Origin of the sequence: Colwellia maritima, from assembly GCF_022669015.1 — a bacterium.
In the GTDB taxonomy this organism is placed as follows: Bacteria; Pseudomonadota; Gammaproteobacteria; order Enterobacterales; family Alteromonadaceae; genus Colwellia; species Colwellia maritima.
The window spans coordinates 191,214-207,398 of record NZ_JAKKSL010000004.1; the positions used below are offsets into that span (position 1 = coordinate 191,214).

Annotated in this window: 7 protein-coding genes, 6 tRNA genes and 8 pseudogenes; 4 read left to right on the plus strand and 17 right to left on the minus strand. The window is 37.6% G+C overall.

The features are described from left to right. Positions 1-191: 191 nt before the first annotated feature. The 14 genes and pseudogenes from L3081_RS19475 to L3081_RS19540 form a co-directional block, all read right to left on the minus strand. Complete coding sequence (locus tag L3081_RS19475; RefSeq protein WP_338027433.1) at positions 192-887, minus strand: peptidylprolyl isomerase; 696 nt, start codon at positions 885-887, stop codon at positions 192-194. Positions 888-903: 16 nt separating this feature from the next. Continuing rightward, entirely contained in the window at positions 904-1,560 is a 657-nt protein-coding gene (locus L3081_RS19480; RefSeq protein WP_242287905.1) for a Bax inhibitor-1 family protein, read from the minus strand. 91 nt (positions 1,561-1,651) lie between these two features. Then, the gene (locus L3081_RS19485; protein WP_242287907.1) at positions 1,652-2,011 is read right to left on the minus strand and encodes a hypothetical protein; all 360 of its coding nucleotides are present in this window, start codon (positions 2,009-2,011) and stop codon (positions 1,652-1,654) included. A gap of 522 nt (positions 2,012-2,533) precedes the next feature. Then, positions 2,534-2,618 (minus strand) — tRNA-Leu (locus L3081_RS19490). Positions 2,619-2,699: 81 nt separating this feature from the next. Continuing rightward, a tRNA-Gly gene (locus L3081_RS19495) sits at positions 2,700-2,774 on the minus strand. Between the two features lie 180 nt (positions 2,775-2,954). Then, positions 2,955-3,030 (minus strand) — tRNA-Gly (locus L3081_RS19500). A gap of 241 nt (positions 3,031-3,271) precedes the next feature. Then, a tRNA-Leu gene (locus L3081_RS19505) sits at positions 3,272-3,356 on the minus strand. A 4-nt stretch (positions 3,357-3,360) separates the two neighbouring features. Then, a tRNA-Cys gene (locus L3081_RS19510) sits at positions 3,361-3,434 on the minus strand. 64 nt (positions 3,435-3,498) lie between these two features. Continuing rightward, positions 3,499-3,574: transfer RNA gene (locus L3081_RS19515), tRNA-Gly, on the minus strand. A gap of 257 nt (positions 3,575-3,831) precedes the next feature. Then, a pseudogene (locus L3081_RS19520) lies at positions 3,832-3,920 on the minus strand. A gap of 129 nt (positions 3,921-4,049) precedes the next feature. Then, a pseudogene (pgsA, locus tag L3081_RS19525) lies at positions 4,050-4,629 on the minus strand (CDP-diacylglycerol--glycerol-3-phosphate 3-phosphatidyltransferase). A gap of 75 nt (positions 4,630-4,704) precedes the next feature. After that, positions 4,705-6,575 (minus strand): annotated as a pseudogene (gene uvrC / locus L3081_RS19530) (excinuclease ABC subunit UvrC). 29 nt (positions 6,576-6,604) lie between these two features. Continuing rightward, positions 6,605-7,248, minus strand: a pseudogene (gene uvrY, locus L3081_RS19535) (UvrY/SirA/GacA family response regulator transcription factor). Positions 7,249-7,261: 13 nt separating this feature from the next. Further along, a complete protein-coding gene (locus L3081_RS19540) occupies positions 7,262-7,528 on the minus strand; it encodes a hypothetical protein (protein WP_242288220.1) in 267 nt (88 codons plus the stop codon). Between the two features lie 236 nt (positions 7,529-7,764). Between L3081_RS19540 and fabA the strand changes: the two genes are divergently transcribed. Beyond that, positions 7,765-8,280, plus strand: a complete 516-nt coding sequence (gene fabA, locus L3081_RS19545; RefSeq protein WP_242288221.1) for a bifunctional 3-hydroxydecanoyl-ACP dehydratase/trans-2-decenoyl-ACP isomerase — start codon at positions 7,765-7,767, stop codon at positions 8,278-8,280. Between the two features lie 99 nt (positions 8,281-8,379). Here fabA and L3081_RS19550 read toward each other — a convergent pair whose 3' ends face one another. The 3 genes and pseudogenes from L3081_RS19550 to nadK all read right to left on the minus strand — a co-directional run bounded on the left by L3081_RS19550 (position 8,380) and on the right by nadK (position 11,571). Next, the gene (locus tag L3081_RS19550) at positions 8,380-8,754 is read right to left on the minus strand and encodes an outer membrane protein assembly factor BamE (protein WP_242287909.1); all 375 of its coding nucleotides are present in this window, start codon (positions 8,752-8,754) and stop codon (positions 8,380-8,382) included. A gap of 131 nt (positions 8,755-8,885) precedes the next feature. Beyond that, positions 8,886-10,561: pseudogene (gene recN / locus L3081_RS19555) on the minus strand (DNA repair protein RecN). A 139-nt stretch (positions 10,562-10,700) separates the two neighbouring features. Continuing rightward, positions 10,701-11,571: pseudogene (nadK, locus tag L3081_RS19560) on the minus strand (NAD(+) kinase). Between the two features lie 268 nt (positions 11,572-11,839). Here nadK and grpE point away from each other — a divergent pair. From grpE to dnaJ, 3 genes and pseudogenes are all read left to right on the plus strand, one after another. Further along, positions 11,840-12,471 (plus strand): annotated as a pseudogene (grpE, locus tag L3081_RS19565) (nucleotide exchange factor GrpE). Positions 12,472-12,750: 279 nt separating this feature from the next. Beyond that, positions 12,751-14,673, plus strand: coding sequence for a molecular chaperone DnaK (dnaK, locus tag L3081_RS19570; protein WP_242287911.1), 1,923 nt, complete (start codon positions 12,751-12,753; stop codon positions 14,671-14,673). A gap of 224 nt (positions 14,674-14,897) precedes the next feature. Next, a pseudogene (dnaJ, locus tag L3081_RS19575) lies at positions 14,898-16,041 on the plus strand (molecular chaperone DnaJ). Positions 16,042-16,185: the final 144 nt, after the last annotated feature.

Below are 16,185 nucleotides of genomic sequence, written 5' to 3' on the forward strand. Positions count from 1 at the left end.
TTGAAAAAAGTGTTAATTATTTACGGTAATAATCGAGCAATAGAGGCTGTAAAATTTTGTAGGTTTGGTGCCAAACGACTCAACAACGGAACGTGAAAAAGCACTTAATGACTTGATTGAGTCTTTTAGAGAAAAAGAAGTGCTACAATTTGAACAAAAACTATTAAAAATCGAGTAAAGCCGAGCTAAGGTTAACTACTAACAACACTTCTGTCAGCTACACGTATTGTTGCTTTAATTATTTGCACCGTTTCTTTGGTTTTGCCTCGTCTACTACCTAATTTTTCAATTTTAGTCAGAGCATCTTCTACATCAGCGACAACTTCGCCAAAAATAGTATGTTTTCCATCTAGAAAAGGGGTTGCGGTAAAAGTGATAAAGAATTGACTACCATCAGTGCCTGCCCCCGCGTTTGCCATGCTTAAAACGCCTGCTTTGTCATGGCTATGCTTACCTGTAAATTCGCCATCATACTTGTAACCAGGGTTACCTGAACCTGTGCCGATAGGATCACCGCCTTGTGCCATAAATCCCGGAATAACACGATGAAAGGTTAAGCCATCATAAAAACCTAGTTTCGTTAAATAAATAGTACTTGATACATGCATAGGTGCAGTATCAGAAAATAATTTGATACTAAGGTTACCTTGGGTCGTTTGTAGATCCCAAAAATAGTCTTTACCTTGTGTAAAGGTAAGTAAGGGAGGGGCAACTAACGTGGTTTTCCAAGCAGGGGCTTTTTTATCGATGGGTTGCTTACTAATAAAATTATCTATTTTTTTTATTGCTAGATCGCCACCACAACAAGCGGTTAGTGTCGCGCTGAATAAAACAACGGAAATTGTTTTAATAAATTTTTTAAAATCATTGTGTTGCCTTAGGAGTATTTATATTGCTTATGAGTTACTTTCTACCAAGAATTCTAAGTATACGTAGAAACAAATTAATAATATCCATGTACAATGCTGCAGCACTGTCCACCGCATTATCATATGTTTTAGGAATAGCATTGGCTCTAGCCCAATCATAACCGATATAGCCACAGAAAATAATTGCCACTATCCAATCTAAAATTCCATGATGGGTATTAAATATGAAAATTTCAACTAGTTCTACTACGATCACACATAGTAAAGCGATGGTAAGAGCTCCTGCAATTTTATTGAAAAATGCCGGATACATTGAGCCTAAAAGCATCATTACGAACGTGACCATACCCGTAACTCTTATTGCCTCTAAAACAATATCGGGATTATATTGACTGACAACTAAATTAATAATTAACCCGAAAGGAACAACCACAAAGTTATAACCAATAAAACTAACCATCGGACTATCGGATTTTCTAAAAAGATAAATACCGAGAAAACAGGATGCAAAATAACCAATAAAAAAAACGATTGGGTTAATATTACTGAGAGATTCAACCGAAATATTGAGAACCATTAACCAGTTTAATGCGAAGCCCCAAAGGAGTGTTAAACCGATAACTAGATTGTAAATTGAGTCATTTATTATTTCATCATTAGTTTCTGTTCTGTTAAATACATCTACTTCCATTTTATTTCCTTATGCGTTGAACATTCACATCATTGAGTTTTGGTATATCATGTCATGAAGAGGTGGAATATGCTTGCTTAGTTCATTCTGGTTACCATTCTAATCCGTTAACAATATAGCCAAAGTAGCCTTTCTCACCAATGACATTGATTTGTTTTTTTTCTAATTTCATTAATGATGATTTATCAATATACCATCTTATAGAATGAGTTTGATTCGTACCTAAGTCTACAAGTGTAAGGCGAGCACAGCCATTTTCATAATCGCTACCACAGCCCTTTACGCGACTTAAACGGTATTCTTGTGACCAATACTCATTAACAGAATAATAAGCCCATAGTTTAATAGGAGCACCAATTGCTGCCCAAATCCATCCATATACTAAAACGGGTAAAAAGATGATACCCAGTGCTGAGCGTATTTTCCCCTCTTCAGCAAATTTAGATTTCATTGTTTCCTGATAACGGCTACAACTTTTATATTTTCGATAAGATAGGAAAAATAAGCTAATACTGATAAAGCCGACCAATACAGGAATAAGTTTATAAATCAGAAGATCATATATCGAATTAGAGATAAAAGGAGGATCTACATTTTCATCCCATATTAAAAATACTATGGGCAATAAAATAATAATTGATGTGAATATAATTGCTATATGAGTTCGGGTCATGGTGATTATCAAGTCTGGTAAATTTCAATTATAGAAAGATAGACTCAAATAATTATTGGAATTTAAGCCTCAAGCTAGCAAAAATTACGAGTCCGTTTGATTACCTTGATACTAACTGAATATTCTTCGCCAAGTCTAGTACTAAAAAAAATTGTAAGTTTAATAAAGGATAAATGAGAAAGGGGTATCAAGTTAATGGTTAGATTTTTCTTGATGACTTACGATTAGGAAAATTTAATATGTTGAATATGTTGTATGATTATACATTTTTGTATTATTGAATTAAAGTCAATAATAAAATGGTACCCGGAGCCGGACTTGAACCGGCACGCTTTTCGGCGAGGGATTTTAAATCCCTTGTGTCTACCAATTCCACCACCCGGGCATTGTTATCTTTATGACTAAACCTAAAAGATAAAGGGAGTTTTTTTTATAGTAGGACATTGGTAACCTACTTGTATAAAATTGGAGCGGCTAACGAGACTCGAACTCGTGACATTCACGTTGGCAACGTGATGCTCTACCGCTGAGCTACAGCCGCTTCATAGAGCTTGTACTTTTTACTACTGTTTACACTATCTATCTTTGAGCGGCTAACGAGACTACTCTCATCAACATAAGTCGTGGCATTCACTTCGCTTTTGGCAACGTGATGCTCTACCCGGCTGACACGACCGCTTCATAAAGCTTGTACTTTCTACTACTGTTTACAGGCAAAAATTGGAGCGGCTAACGAGACTCGAACTCGTGACATTCACGTTGGCAACGTGATGCTCTACCGACTGAGCTACAGCCGCTTCATAGAGCTTGTACTTTTTACACTATATTTAAGCGGCTAATGAGACTACTCTCATCAACATAAGTCGTGGCATTCACTTTACTTTGGCAACGTGATGCACTACCAGTTGATAGCAACCGCTTAATAGCGTTTTTCTTTTTGCAATCATTTACTTAAAAATGAGCGCGCATTCTAGCGTACCTAAACTGCTTTGACAACAATAAAATACACTTTTTTTATCTCAACACTTGTTGATGAAATGGTACCCGGAGCCGGACTTGAACCGGCACGCTTTTCGGCGAGGGATTTTAAATCCCTTGTGTCTACCAATTCCACCACCCGGGCATAATGGAGGCGGGTCCCGGAGTCGAACCGAGGTCCACGGATTTGCAATCCGCTGCATAGCCATTCTGCCAACCCGCCATTTTATCAACGCGAATTGAGATGATTTCATCTGTCGAGATTTCATCGACTAAAAACTAGTAATTGGAGCGGCTAACGAGACTCGAACTCGTGACATTCACGTTGGCAACGTGATGCTCTACCGACTGAGCTACAGCCGCTTCATTAGAGCTTTTTTTACTTTATTGGAGCGGCTAACGAGACTACTCTCATCAACATAAGTCGTGGCATTCACTTCGCTTTTGGCAACGTGATGCTCTACCGGCCTGACACCGACCGCTTCATTAGAGCTTTTTTTACTTTATTGGAGCGGCTAACGAGACTACTCTCATCAACATAAGTCGTGGCATTCACTTCGCTTTTGGCAACGTGATGCTCTACCGACACCACCGCTTCATTAGAGCTTTTTTTACTTTATTGGAGCGGCTAACGAGACTACTCTCATTAACATAAGTCGTGGCATTCACTTCGCTTTTGGCAACGTGATGCTAGCTGAGCTACAGCCGCTTCATTTGTTGACTCCTTGTCAACGGAACCGCATTCTACATCGAATTAAGTAACAGTCAACTATTAAATGAATTTTTTATGTCGACTGCTTAAAAAGCAGCTAATTTGATGTTATAGCAAGCAGTTAAATTATCCTTTTAATTCAGGCCAAGCAGCTTTAAAGTAACTTATTAAGGTTGAAACGGTTAAAATAGTAGCAACAAAGTAGAAAAAATAGGCTGCATAATTGATCACTTCTGGTGGTAAAGAGAAAAATATTAACGGAATGTCATAATCAGGTCGCCATATTAATCCCATTATGCCAAGCATCTGCGCGGCTGTTTTATATTTCCCCATGTCAGATACCGCAATAACATCACGTTTACCCCGGGATGACATGAATTCTCTTAACGCACTGATAAATATTTCTCTGGCAATCATGATAATTTGCCGGAATAGCGACTAACCATGTTTGATAGTCTTGGGCTATCATCACTAAAGCTGCAACAACCATTAATTTATCGGCGACAGGGTCAATAAAAGCCCCAAAGGCAGATGATTGATTTAGTTTTCGTGCCAAATAGCCATCTAATGCGTCACTAATTGAAGCAGTCCAGAACACGGCAAAAGCACCAAAGTGGCTCCAAGACAAAGGTAAATAGAAAATAAGCAGAAAAACGGGGATCAAAATGATCCGGAATAAGGTTATTTGATTAGGTAATGTCCACATAATTTTTATTTAATTTTGAAAGGTAACTGCAAAAATTCTTCCCTTATTCTACACAGGATCATCAATGAGTTATAGTCACTTGTTATGTAAAGTCTCATAAATGTTTTTTGCTAACACTTTACTAATGCCAGGAACTTTTTCTAAATCGGCTATGTCGGCTTTATTTACTTCTTGTATACCACCTAAGTGTGTTAATAATGCTTGACGTTTTTTAACGCCTACGCCTTCTATTTCTTCTAATACCGATTTTTTGCTCGCTTTTTGTCTTTTTGCCCTATGACCCGTAATTGCAAAACGGTGTGATTCATCGCGAATATGTTGCACCAAATGTAAAGCAGGGGAGGTGGCGGGTAAAGATATTAGTTGGTGTGAGCCGGCTAATATGAGTGTCTCTAAACCTGGTTTTCTAGATTCACCTTTAGCAACCCCTACAAGTAAAGGAATTTTTTCTAGTGATTCTTGGGTACTGAGCATGGCAAAAAAGTCTTCAGCTTTTGCTAATTGGCCTTTACCACCATCAATAAAAACAATATCAGGCATTTTTTTCAGTGACTCTTCGTCGGTTGATTTTATTTTGCCATATCGTTTATTTAAGGCAAATTCCATTGCAGCATAATCATCGCCCGGCGTAATGCCATAGACATTGTATCGTCGGTAATCAGTTTTAAGTGGCCCTTCTTGATTAAAAACAACATTAGACGCTATGGTTTGTTGTCCCATCGTATGGCTAATATCAAAACATTCAATTCTGTTAATGCCATTTGCTAACTCAAACACTTCATTTAGGGCTACAAACCTTGCTTGCATTGATTCTTTATGGCTGTTTCTAGTGACAAGTGCTGTTTGTGCATTGGTGGCGGCGAGTTTTAAATACTGACGGCGTTCGGCACGAATTTTCGTGGATATTTTAACCTCATGATCAGATTGCTTTGATAACAATGAGGCTAATTCATTAAGCAGTTCAAAATCAGTTGGCGCAACAATTTCCTTTGGAATTAGTCCTTCATTAGTTCCGCTACCGAGTTCATTACCTAAATAATGTTGGCCAATAAAAGCTTGAATGACTTCCTCGTCACTTGTATCACTCGGTACGACCGGAAAATAGCTTTTGCTACCAAGTATTTTATGGTCTCGAATACAAAGTAAGTGAAGACAGACTTGGGTTTTCAGTCGATACATACCAATAACATCCATTTCTGCAGCAACACCACTAACATATTGTTGTTGTTGAACTTTACGTAAGGTTGTTATTTGATCTCGGTATTTTGCTGCTTGTTCAAAATGTAATTCGCTACTGGATTGCTCCATTTTTTTTACCACTGCTCAATAACCATTGAGCTTTTGCCTTTTAAAAATAGTTTAGCTAAATCAACTTGTTGCTGATAATCCTCTTGCGATATTTTATCGACACAAGGCGCTAAACAACGGCCTAATTGATATTGTAAACATGGGCGAGAACGTGCTTTATAATAACTGTCTTCACATTGGCGAATAGGAAATATTTTTTGCATTAAGCGTAAACTTTCCCACACAGCACCAACGGTTGGGTAGGGACCAAAGTATTCCCCTTTTGTGCGTTTCCCGCCACGGTGTAGGCTAAGTCTAGGGTGTTTATGCTGCGTGATTAATAAATATGGGTAGGATTTATCATCACGCAGGAGAATATTGTATTTTGGTTGGTATTTTTTTATATAGTTATTTTCAAGAATCAGTGCTTCCCCTTCCGTATGGGTTACAGTGACGTCGATAGCGCAAATTTGCTTAACTAAGGCTTTTGTTTTGACCGAGCCAACATCTTTACGAAAATAACTTGCTAAACGTTTTTTTAGTTGTTTGGCTTTTCCTACATAAATAACGGTTTGCTCGGCATTATACATACGGTATACACCGACCTGCTCAGTAACCGAATTTAAAAAGGCTTCACTATCAAAATTTATTGCCGGCATGTTTGTGCCGGTGGTTGTATTTGACAAAACTATAATTTTTCTGTGTTAATCATGCCATGACGAATAGCGAGATGTGTTAATTCTACGTCGTTGCCAACGCCAAGTTTTTCGAACATTCTATAACGATAACTGTTGATTGTTTTTGTACTTAAGTGCAGGTTTTCTGAAATATCAGGTACTTTTTCGCCGCGTGTTATCATTAACATTATTTGTAATTCGCGATCTGATAATTCGGTAAAAGGATTTTCCTCTGTTGATTTAAATTGGCTTAACGCCATTTGTTGAGCAATTTCGGTGGCAAATAACGTTGGCCACTATTCACGGCTCTAATCGCGTTTATCATTTCATTAGGACCCGCGCCTTTGGTTAAAAAACCTGCGGCGCCAATTTGCATTACTTTGGTTGGGAAAGGATTTTCCGCGTGGGCTGTTAGTATTATTATTTGTACGTCAGGGATTATGCGTAAAATTTTCTTAGTCGCCTCTAATCCGCCCATGCCAGGCATGTCCATATCCATTAAAATTACATCAGGCTCAGTTTTACGACAATATTTGATTGCGTCTTCACCTGTTTCACATTCCTGAATAACTTTAAAACCTTTTACTTCATTTAATATTTTATTAACACCTGAGCGTACTAGCTCGTGATCATCAACTAATAATATATTTATCAATGGATTTTGCCTTTTATAATTCGTTGTTCTTTAACCAACTATTGAGTAAGCCTATTTGTCCATTTTTATAGGCTGCATAAGTTAAGCGTACAGCATTACTTAAAATAATACTGTCAGACCAGTTTGTTTGTTCTGAAATTAATTGATAACAGACTCTTGCTTCGGGTGATAAATAGCCACGCATTTCTTGTTTACCACGTTCTTTTTGTCTTTCACGGTAGCGTTTTTGTTTTTCGGCATTTGTCATCGCCTTTTTCTTTTTTTTGACCGGATCGTCCATTTTTATCTCAATGCGTTTTATTACTTGCTGCAATTAATTACTATGTTACCTTGACCGGTCGATTTTGCAATATCAACATGCAGCTTAATAACAACATAAAAGTTGACTATTATCATTAAAACACCTATTTTTTTACTGTTCAGAGTTGTTTAGTGTACAAGTGTTCGCTAAAGTAGCGCTCAACAAATATTACAGATTTAAATAAACAACTTTTATAGGTAAAAAAACTGATGGCAATGGCACAACAGAGTTCATATAGCAAAGAAGACTTAATTAAAGCCGGTACTGGTGAAATGTTTGGTGAAGGAAACTCTCAACTTCCTTCAGATAATATGTTGATGATGGATCGTATTCTCACTGTTACTGAAGAGGGTGGTGAGTTTGGTAAAGGGTTTATTGAAGCAGAATTAGACATTACGCCAGATCTTTGGTTTTTTGATTGCCACTTTAAAGGCGACCCTGTTATGCCAGGTTGTTTAGGCTTAGATGCAATGTGGCAGTTAGTTGGATTTTTCCTAGCGTGGACAGGTGGACCGGGTAGAGGTCGTGCGTTGGGTGTGGGTGAAGTTAAATTTACCGGTCAAATTTTACCAACAGCAAAAAAAGTATCGTTTAGAATTGACTTTAAACGTGTTATTAAACGTAAACTCTATATGGGCTTAGCTGACGGTAGTGTGAGTGTTGATGGTCGTGAAATTTATTCAGCGAAAGATTTAAAAGTGGGATTATTTACTGATACAAGTAAGTTTTAGTATTGGTTTTTGGGTTAACATCTTTTAAGCGTGTTGTAAAAAGAGTTAACCCATTTTAATCGGCTATACTGCTAGCTAATTAGCTTCGCTTTCTGGGATTTACTTGTCAGTTTCATCAGTAGTAATCGGTTGATTAAATGGCGTATTGAAATTTTCTGATAATTCAAAATCACCTTCTGCTGACACAAGTTTGTCATCTTCAAACTTTATTATAAAACTTTTCTGCATATCTAATTTCGCACTACGGCCTGATTTAAAACGATAAATATAATTCCATGTATCAGCATCAAATGAATCTATCATGACAGGGCTACCAAGAACAAATTTCACTTGCTCCTTGGTCATACCTATTTGTATTTTGTCTATGCTTTTTTGTTCAAGGTAGTTACCTTGTGGAATATCGATTCGATAAACCCGGCTTGAACAGGCAGAAAGTGATAGCGCTACGGCAATAATTGAGGTACGAAACAACATGAAATTTTACTTTCCTTCAATATAAATGAATACAAATACAAATTAACACATAAAGTGTGAGCAGGGATAATAACGAAGCATGGCTTGAGATACAAAGCTATTTTTCATAAATTTCATATCTGCACACTTATTTAACTTGCTAATAACTCTCGCGCATTCGCTAAACTATGCTCTGATATTTTATCACCGGCAAGTAAACGTGCTATTTCTTGGATGCGACTTTGCTCACTTAGTTCCGTAACTTTTGTTTCTGTGTGTTCACCGTCAGTTAATTTACTCACAAAAAATTGTTGATGACCTTTGCAAGCAACTTGTGGTAAATGGGTTACGCATATTACCTGTGTATTTTTTGCGAGTTGTTGTAGTTTTCTACCAACCATTGCCGCTGTTGGTCCACTGATTCCTACATCAACTTCGTCAAATATTAAAGTTGGAGTTACAATTTTATCAGCAAGAATTACTTGCATGGCTAAGCTTATCCGCGATAATTCACCCCCTGAAGCAACTTTATTCATGGCTTCTAATGATTGACCTGGATTAATGCTTACTTGGAAATCAATTTTATCTATGCCATTAGCTGAAAGACTGCCAGTGTTACTATTAATTGATTCTATACCAATATGAAATTTTCCATGAGGCATATTAAGTTCTTGCATGCTTTTACTTATTAATTGACTTAAGGTTTTTGCGGCTTTTTTCTTGAAGCTGTTAATACTAATGCGCTCTCATGATAGTGTTGTTCAGTTTTAGCCATTTCACTGATCACAGTATTAATTCTTGATTCATCATTAGAGATTGCGGCTAGCTCTTGAATTAATTCTTGATGAAAACCAACTAAATTTTCCGGGGGAAGACTGTGTTTTTTTGCTAGTTGTAAGGCAGTAGAATAGCGTTCTTCAATCATAGCGTAAGCTTGAGGATCTAATTCAAGATCTTGATAATAATGCTTAAGATCAGCAGAAGCTTCTTCAATTTGAACAAAAGAGTCATTAAGTAGCGTTGCAACATTCGCTAACCTGTTATCTAAACGGGCAATGCTACCAATATTTTCGCTACAGTGTCTTAATGAGTCGAGCACGTTAAAGTTTTCATCTTCAGTTAGTGTTTGCAAGGATTGTAGAGTGGTATCAAGTAAGTCTTGTGCGTTTGCGTGGCGCTTATAGTCGCTTTCTAAGGTTTCAAATTCACCTGTTTGTAAGGCAAATTCATTTAGCTCTTGTACTTGGTATTGCAAGAGTTGTTGCTGCGCTTCTCTTTGGATTTTATTTTGTTGTAATAAGTCTAATTCTTTATTTAGCTTATGCCATTGTTGATAGTAATGTTTTACTTCATCAAGTGCCGGTTTATTATTGGCATATTCGTCAAGTAATTTACATTGTTGGCTCGACTTCATAATTAATTGGTGATCATGTTGTCCATGAATATTAATGAGCAATTGACCTACTTCTTTCAGCTGTACTAAGGGCACTTGGCTGCCATTAATATAGGCTTTTGAACGACCTTCGGCAGATATGACCCGTCGTAGTATGCATTCAGTATTTGATTCTAATAATAAGTCATGTTGCGTTAACCATTGTTGCGCACTTTTATTATGTTGAGTTTCAAAGGTGGCAGCAAGCTCTGCTTTTTTGCTGTTTGGACGAACTACATTAGTGGTGGCACGATCGCCCAAACATAAACCTAAAGCATCAATTGCAATTGATTTACCTGCTCCTGTTTCACCTGTAATAGTGGTCATGCCTGATTGCCAATCGATATCGAGAGATTTAACGATGGCAAAATTTTGAATGTTTAGTTGTAAAAGCATAATGTCGAGCACCTAATAATACTGTATAAATACTTAGGTGTTAATTTATACAGTAAATAGATATAATGCAAATGTTTTTACTGTTATATTTCACTTAATCTTTGTACTTATTTACTAAGCACAATACTAGTAAAGTTTGTTACCCCTGACTTAATTTGCTGCGTAATACATTAAAGTAATCATGATCAAGGGGGTGAACTAAACGTATGGTGCTAACACTTTTTTTAATAATCACTTCATCGCCCGGCATAACGGCTAAAATAACATGACCATCACAGCTTACTTGTAAGCTTTCTTGATTTTCATTGGCCAAGATAAGCTTAATTTCACTGTCACCATCAACAACGATAGGTCTACTTGTTAGTGTATGTGGGAACATAGGCACTAAAGATAAGGCATTTAAGTTAGGGGTCAATATTGGTCCACCAAACTGACATGGAATAAGCTGTTGAGCCGGTAGGTGTAGAAATAATAAGGCCGTCAGATCGTTGGCTAAACATAAAGCAGTTATCAATATGCACTTCAAATTCAATCATACTGGCAACTTTACCGGCATGAAGTACGGCTTCATTGACTGCGCTATTAGAGCTTTTGAGTTTACCATGACGATAAACTTCGGCTTCAATAATAAAACGTTGTTCAGAACGTGATTCACCTTTTAATATTTTGGCTAAAGGTTTGATGATTTCATCAGGTGACAGATCAGTTAAAAAACCTAAGTTTCCTCGGTTTACACCAATAACACCAATGTCGAAACAGGCTAAAACACGGGCAGCGCCCAACATGTAGCCGTCACCACCAACCACTATCGCAAGATCAGCTTGTTCACCAATTTCGGTCAGTGAGCAAACTTTCATCCCTTTAATGTTTATTGAAGTAGCAACCGTTGTTTCGATCAATACTTGATATTTATTTTCAAGCAAATAGTCATGCAATGCTAAAATTGTTGCACTTGCACCTTGGTGGTTAGGTTTGCCAATCAGGCCAATTGTTCTATAGTGTTGAGCCATAACAATTATTTCATAGTTAATCTCTTTAAAAGAAGTTTCCCCTTATTTCCGTGGCTTGTAAAGTTTGTATTTGATAAAATGATTTTTTTTGGCGTTAATACCAAGAGAAGTGATTATGTTTAGGACTGAGTACGTTAGAAATTGCGTAAACGTTAGTTAATAATTTATTTCTGTTGTTAAAGGGCTTGAATAGCATAATCTTGGCCCCATAATTAGCATCAATATGTTTTTTTATTGTAACGTTATTAAGATTTAATTGGAGTTTTTTATGACGACAGAGTCTACAAAATCAGAAAGTCAGCCAACAGTTGAAGAGCAGTTAGCAGCAGAGATAGTGAAAGAAGCAGAAGAGCAAGTTGAAGAGCAGCATGAACACGCACATGAGGTACTTAGTGCCGATCAAGAGCGTATTAATGAATTAGAACTTGCTTTAGCGACAGCGCAAGCGACCGTTATTGATCAAAAAGATTCCGTTATTCGCGCTAAGGCTGAGGTGGATAATGTTCGTCGTCGTTCTGCACAAGATGTTGAAAAAGCGAGAAAGTTTGCCTTAGAAAAATTTGCGGTGAAATGCTTGTCACCGTTGACAACTTAGAACGCGCTTTACAAAATATTGATAAAGACGACGAAAGTAAGTTGGCTGTTATTGAAGGCGTTGAATTAACTTTGCAAGGTTTAACTTCGTCATTAGAAAAATTTGGTGTTAAAGCGGTTGATCCTCAAGATCAACCTTTTAACCCTGAATTGCATCAAGCTATGTCAATGCAAGAAGTTCCTGGTGTTGTACCTAATACCGTGATTGCCGTAATGCAAAAAGGTTATGAACTTAATGGTCGTTTAATTCGTCCTGCCATGGTTATGGTGTCAAAAGCAGCCCCTAGTGTTGATGAGTCTGTTTAATTACTAAAATAATAGTATTTGAGCCGATATCAGGTTCTATGTACACAGATAAAAACCAGACATTTTGTCTGGTTTTTTTGTATTTGCCTTTTTAGAGGATAAAAAACACAACGAAAAAGTAGGGCTGTATTTCAAATAAAATTAAATTTTTACAAATTTTCTATTGAAAAGTATTTTCCTACCCCCATTTACTATTTCAACAACAGATAAACATTTTACTTTCGATGAGAGTAAAACGTAATTGAACGTAATAACGTAATAAATAGGAGCTTCCCCCTCATGGGTAAAATCATTGGTATTGACTTAGGTACAACTAACTCTTGTGTTGCTGTATTAGACGGCGACAAAGTTCGTGTTATTGAAAATGCAGAAGGTGACCGTACCACTCCTTCAATTATTGCTTACACTGAAGATGGCGAAACATTAGTAGGTCAACCTGCTAAACGTCAATCAGTCACTAACCCAAAAAACACATTATTTGCCATTAAGCGTTTAATTGGTCGTCGCTTTGAAGATGAAGAAGTACAACGTGATCTTAAAATTATGCCTTTTGGCATTGTTAAAGCTGACAACGGTGATGCTTGGGTTACTGCACGTGACAAAAATGTTGCGCCACCACAAGTGTCTGCTGAAGTGTTAAAGAAAATGAAAAAAACAGCAGAAGATTACTTAGGTGAAACAGTTTCTGAAGCGGTAATTACTGTTCCTGCTTACTTTAACGATTCACAACGCCAAGCAACGAAAGATCTTGGCCGTATTCTTGGTTTAGATGTTAAACGTATTATTAACGAACCAACGGCTGCTGCCCTTGCTTACGGTATGGACAAAAAGCAAGGTGATAAAGTTGTTGCTGTTTACGATTTAGGTGGTGGTACTTTTGATATCTCAATTATTGAAATTGATGAAGTTGATGGCGAGCATACTTTCGAAGTATTAGCGACTAATGGTGATACTCACCTAGGTGGTGAAGATTTTGATAACCGTTTAATTAACTACCTTGTTGCTGAATTCAAAAAAGATCAAGGTATGGATTTAACAACTGATCCATTAGCGATGCAACGTTTAAAAGAAGCTGCAGAGAAAGCAAAATGTGAATTGTCTTCAGCTCAACAAACAGATGTTAACTTACCTTATATCACTGCTGATGGTTCAGGCCCTAAGCATATGAACATTAAAGTAACACGCGCTAAGTTAGAATCTCTTGTTGAAGATATGGTTAAAGCAACTTTAGAGCCACTTAAACAAGCGCTTAAGGATGCAGATTTATCAGTAAGTGACGTTAATGACGTTATCTTAGTTGGTGGTCAATCACGTATGCCAATGGTTCAAAAAGCGGTAACAGATTTCTTTGGTAAAGAGCCACGTAAAGATGTTAACCCTGATGAAGCTGTAGCGGCAGGTGCTGCGATTCAAGCGGGTGTTTTATCTGGTGATGTTACTGACGTACTTCTATTAGATGTTACGCCATTATCATTAGGTATTGAAACAATGGGTGGTGTCATGACGAAAGTTATTGATAAAAATACCACTATTCCAACGAAACAATCACAAACATTCTCTACTGCTGACGATAACCAAGCCGCGGTGACTGTTCATGTTGTTCAAGGTGAGCGTAAGCAAGCCAGTGCTAATAAATCATTAGGTCAATTTAACCTTGAGGGGATTGATCAAAGACCACGTGGTACGCCACAAATCGAAGTAACTTTCGATATTGATGCTGATGGTATTTTGCATGTAACAGCAAAAGATAAGAATACAGGTAAAGAGCAAAAAATCACCATTAAAGCGTCTTCTGGTTTATCAGATGATGAAGTAGAGCAAATGGTACGTGATGCAGAAGCGAATGCTGATGCTGATGCTAAGTTTGAGGAATTAGTACAAACTCGTAACCAAGCTGACGGTATGGTTCATGCTACTCGCAAGCAAGTTGAAGAAGGCGGCGATGATTTACCAAGCGAAGATAAAGAGAAAATTGAAGCTGCTATTTCTGAACTTGAAACTGTGCTTAAAGGTGAAGATAAAGAAGCGATTGACGCTAAGTCTCAAGCATTAATGGAAGCCTCTGCTAAATTAATGGAAATTGCTCAAGCGAAACAACAAGCTCAAGGTGCACCTGAAGGGGCGGCTCAAGAAGCTGACAGCGCTGATTCAGCAGATGATGTTGTAGATGCTGAGTTTGAAGAAGTGAAAGACGATAAATAGTTTTTAATGTATGCAGGTGTCGTTTTATTACTTAATTTCATCGTTGAAGGTACTCACGTATAGCCTACGTATTGTGCCTTCGCTTTGAAGTAAAGCGATATAGCCTAACCTGAGTAATTAAAATGCTGCTATTTTAGTTAAGTAAATTTAAAGCGCTGATTTATATCGGCGCTTCTTACGTTAAAGCCAATGTTAATTAAAGTACAAACCAAAAGAAGTCATTTATGTCAAAACGCGATTATTATGAAGTCGGAAGTATCAAAAGATGCCAATGAGCGCGATATCAAAAAATCCTATAAAAAGTTAGCGATGAAATATCACCCGGATAGAACCAAGGGCGATAAAGAAAAAGAAGAAACCTTTAAAGAAATTCAAGAAGCGTATGAAGTCTTAAAAGATGATCAAAAGCGTGCTGCTTATGATCAATACGGCCATGCTGCTTTTGAACAAGGCGGCCACGGTGGTGGTGGCGGTTTTGGCGGTGGTCAAGGTGACTTTGGTGATGCTTTTGGTGACATTTTTGGTGATATTTTTGGTGGCGGCCGAGGCCGAGGTGGCAGACAATCGCGCGCACAACGTGGATCTGATTTACGTTATAACGTTGAATTAAATCTTGAAGATGCGGTAAAAGGTAAAAGCCTAGAGATTAAAGTACCTACTTATGTTAGTTGTGAACCTTGTGATGGTTCAGGCGCTAAAAAAGGAACATCGGCTAAAACCTGTACTACCTGTCACGGACACGGGCAAGTACAAATGCGTCAAGGTTTGTTTGCTGTGCAGCAAACATGCCCAACGTGTGGTGGTAAAGGAAAAATAATTACTGATCCTTGTCCTGCATGTCGTGGTCAAGGACGTGTAGAGAAAACGAAAACCTTATCTGTAAAAATTCCACCAGGTGTTGATACGGGTGATAGAATTCGTCTGTCAGGTGAAGGTGAAGCAGGTGAACATGGTGCACCCGCGGGTGATTTATACGTGCAAGTGAATGTACGTGACCACGATATTTTTGTTCGTGATGAAAACCACCTATACTGCGAAGTGCCCATTAGTTTTGTTACCGCAGCTTTAGGTGGTGAAATTGAAGTGCCAACCTTAGGCGGTAAAGTTAAACTTAAAGTACCGAAAGAGACACAAACAGGCAAAATGTTCCGCTTACGTGGTAAAGGCGTTAAGTCAGTGCGCAGTGCAACAACAGGCGATTTAATGTGTAAAGTGGTCATAGAAACACCTGTTAATTTATCTGGTGACCAAGCCGACTTGTTACGCCAATTAGAAGAGAAAATGGGTAAAAGCAGTAAAAAGCATAGCCCAAAAGAAACAGGTTTCTTCGATGGCGTTAAAAAGTTTTTCGATGACTTAAAAGGCTAAATTAGCATATAAATAAGTTATATCAATTAAGAAACCACATCAAGTTCGCTTTATGTGGTTTTTTTCCTAGCGAAGCAAGCAAAAGCCGAACACTATCCGATTATTTTTGTACACTACCATTTACCATTTACCATAGATATAGAT

Coding starts and splice junctions, on each gene's coding strand:
- L3081_RS19550 (WP_242287909.1), bottom strand. CDS start 8,754: ATGTTGTTTCGTACCTCAATTATTGCCGTAGCGCTATCACTTTCTGCC.
- L3081_RS19540 (WP_242288220.1), bottom strand. CDS start 7,528: ATGGACGATCCGGTCAAAAAAAAGAAAAAGGCGATGACAAATGCCGAA.
- dnaK (WP_242287911.1), top strand. CDS start 12,751: ATGGGTAAAATCATTGGTATTGACTTAGGTACAACTAACTCTTGTGTT.
- fabA (WP_242288221.1), top strand. CDS start 7,765: ATGGCACAACAGAGTTCATATAGCAAAGAAGACTTAATTAAAGCCGGT.
- L3081_RS19485 (WP_242287907.1), bottom strand. CDS start 2,011: ATGAAATCTAAATTTGCTGAAGAGGGGAAAATACGCTCAGCACTGGGT.
- L3081_RS19480 (WP_242287905.1), bottom strand. CDS start 1,560: ATGGAAGTAGATGTATTTAACAGAACAGAAACTAATGATGAAATAATA.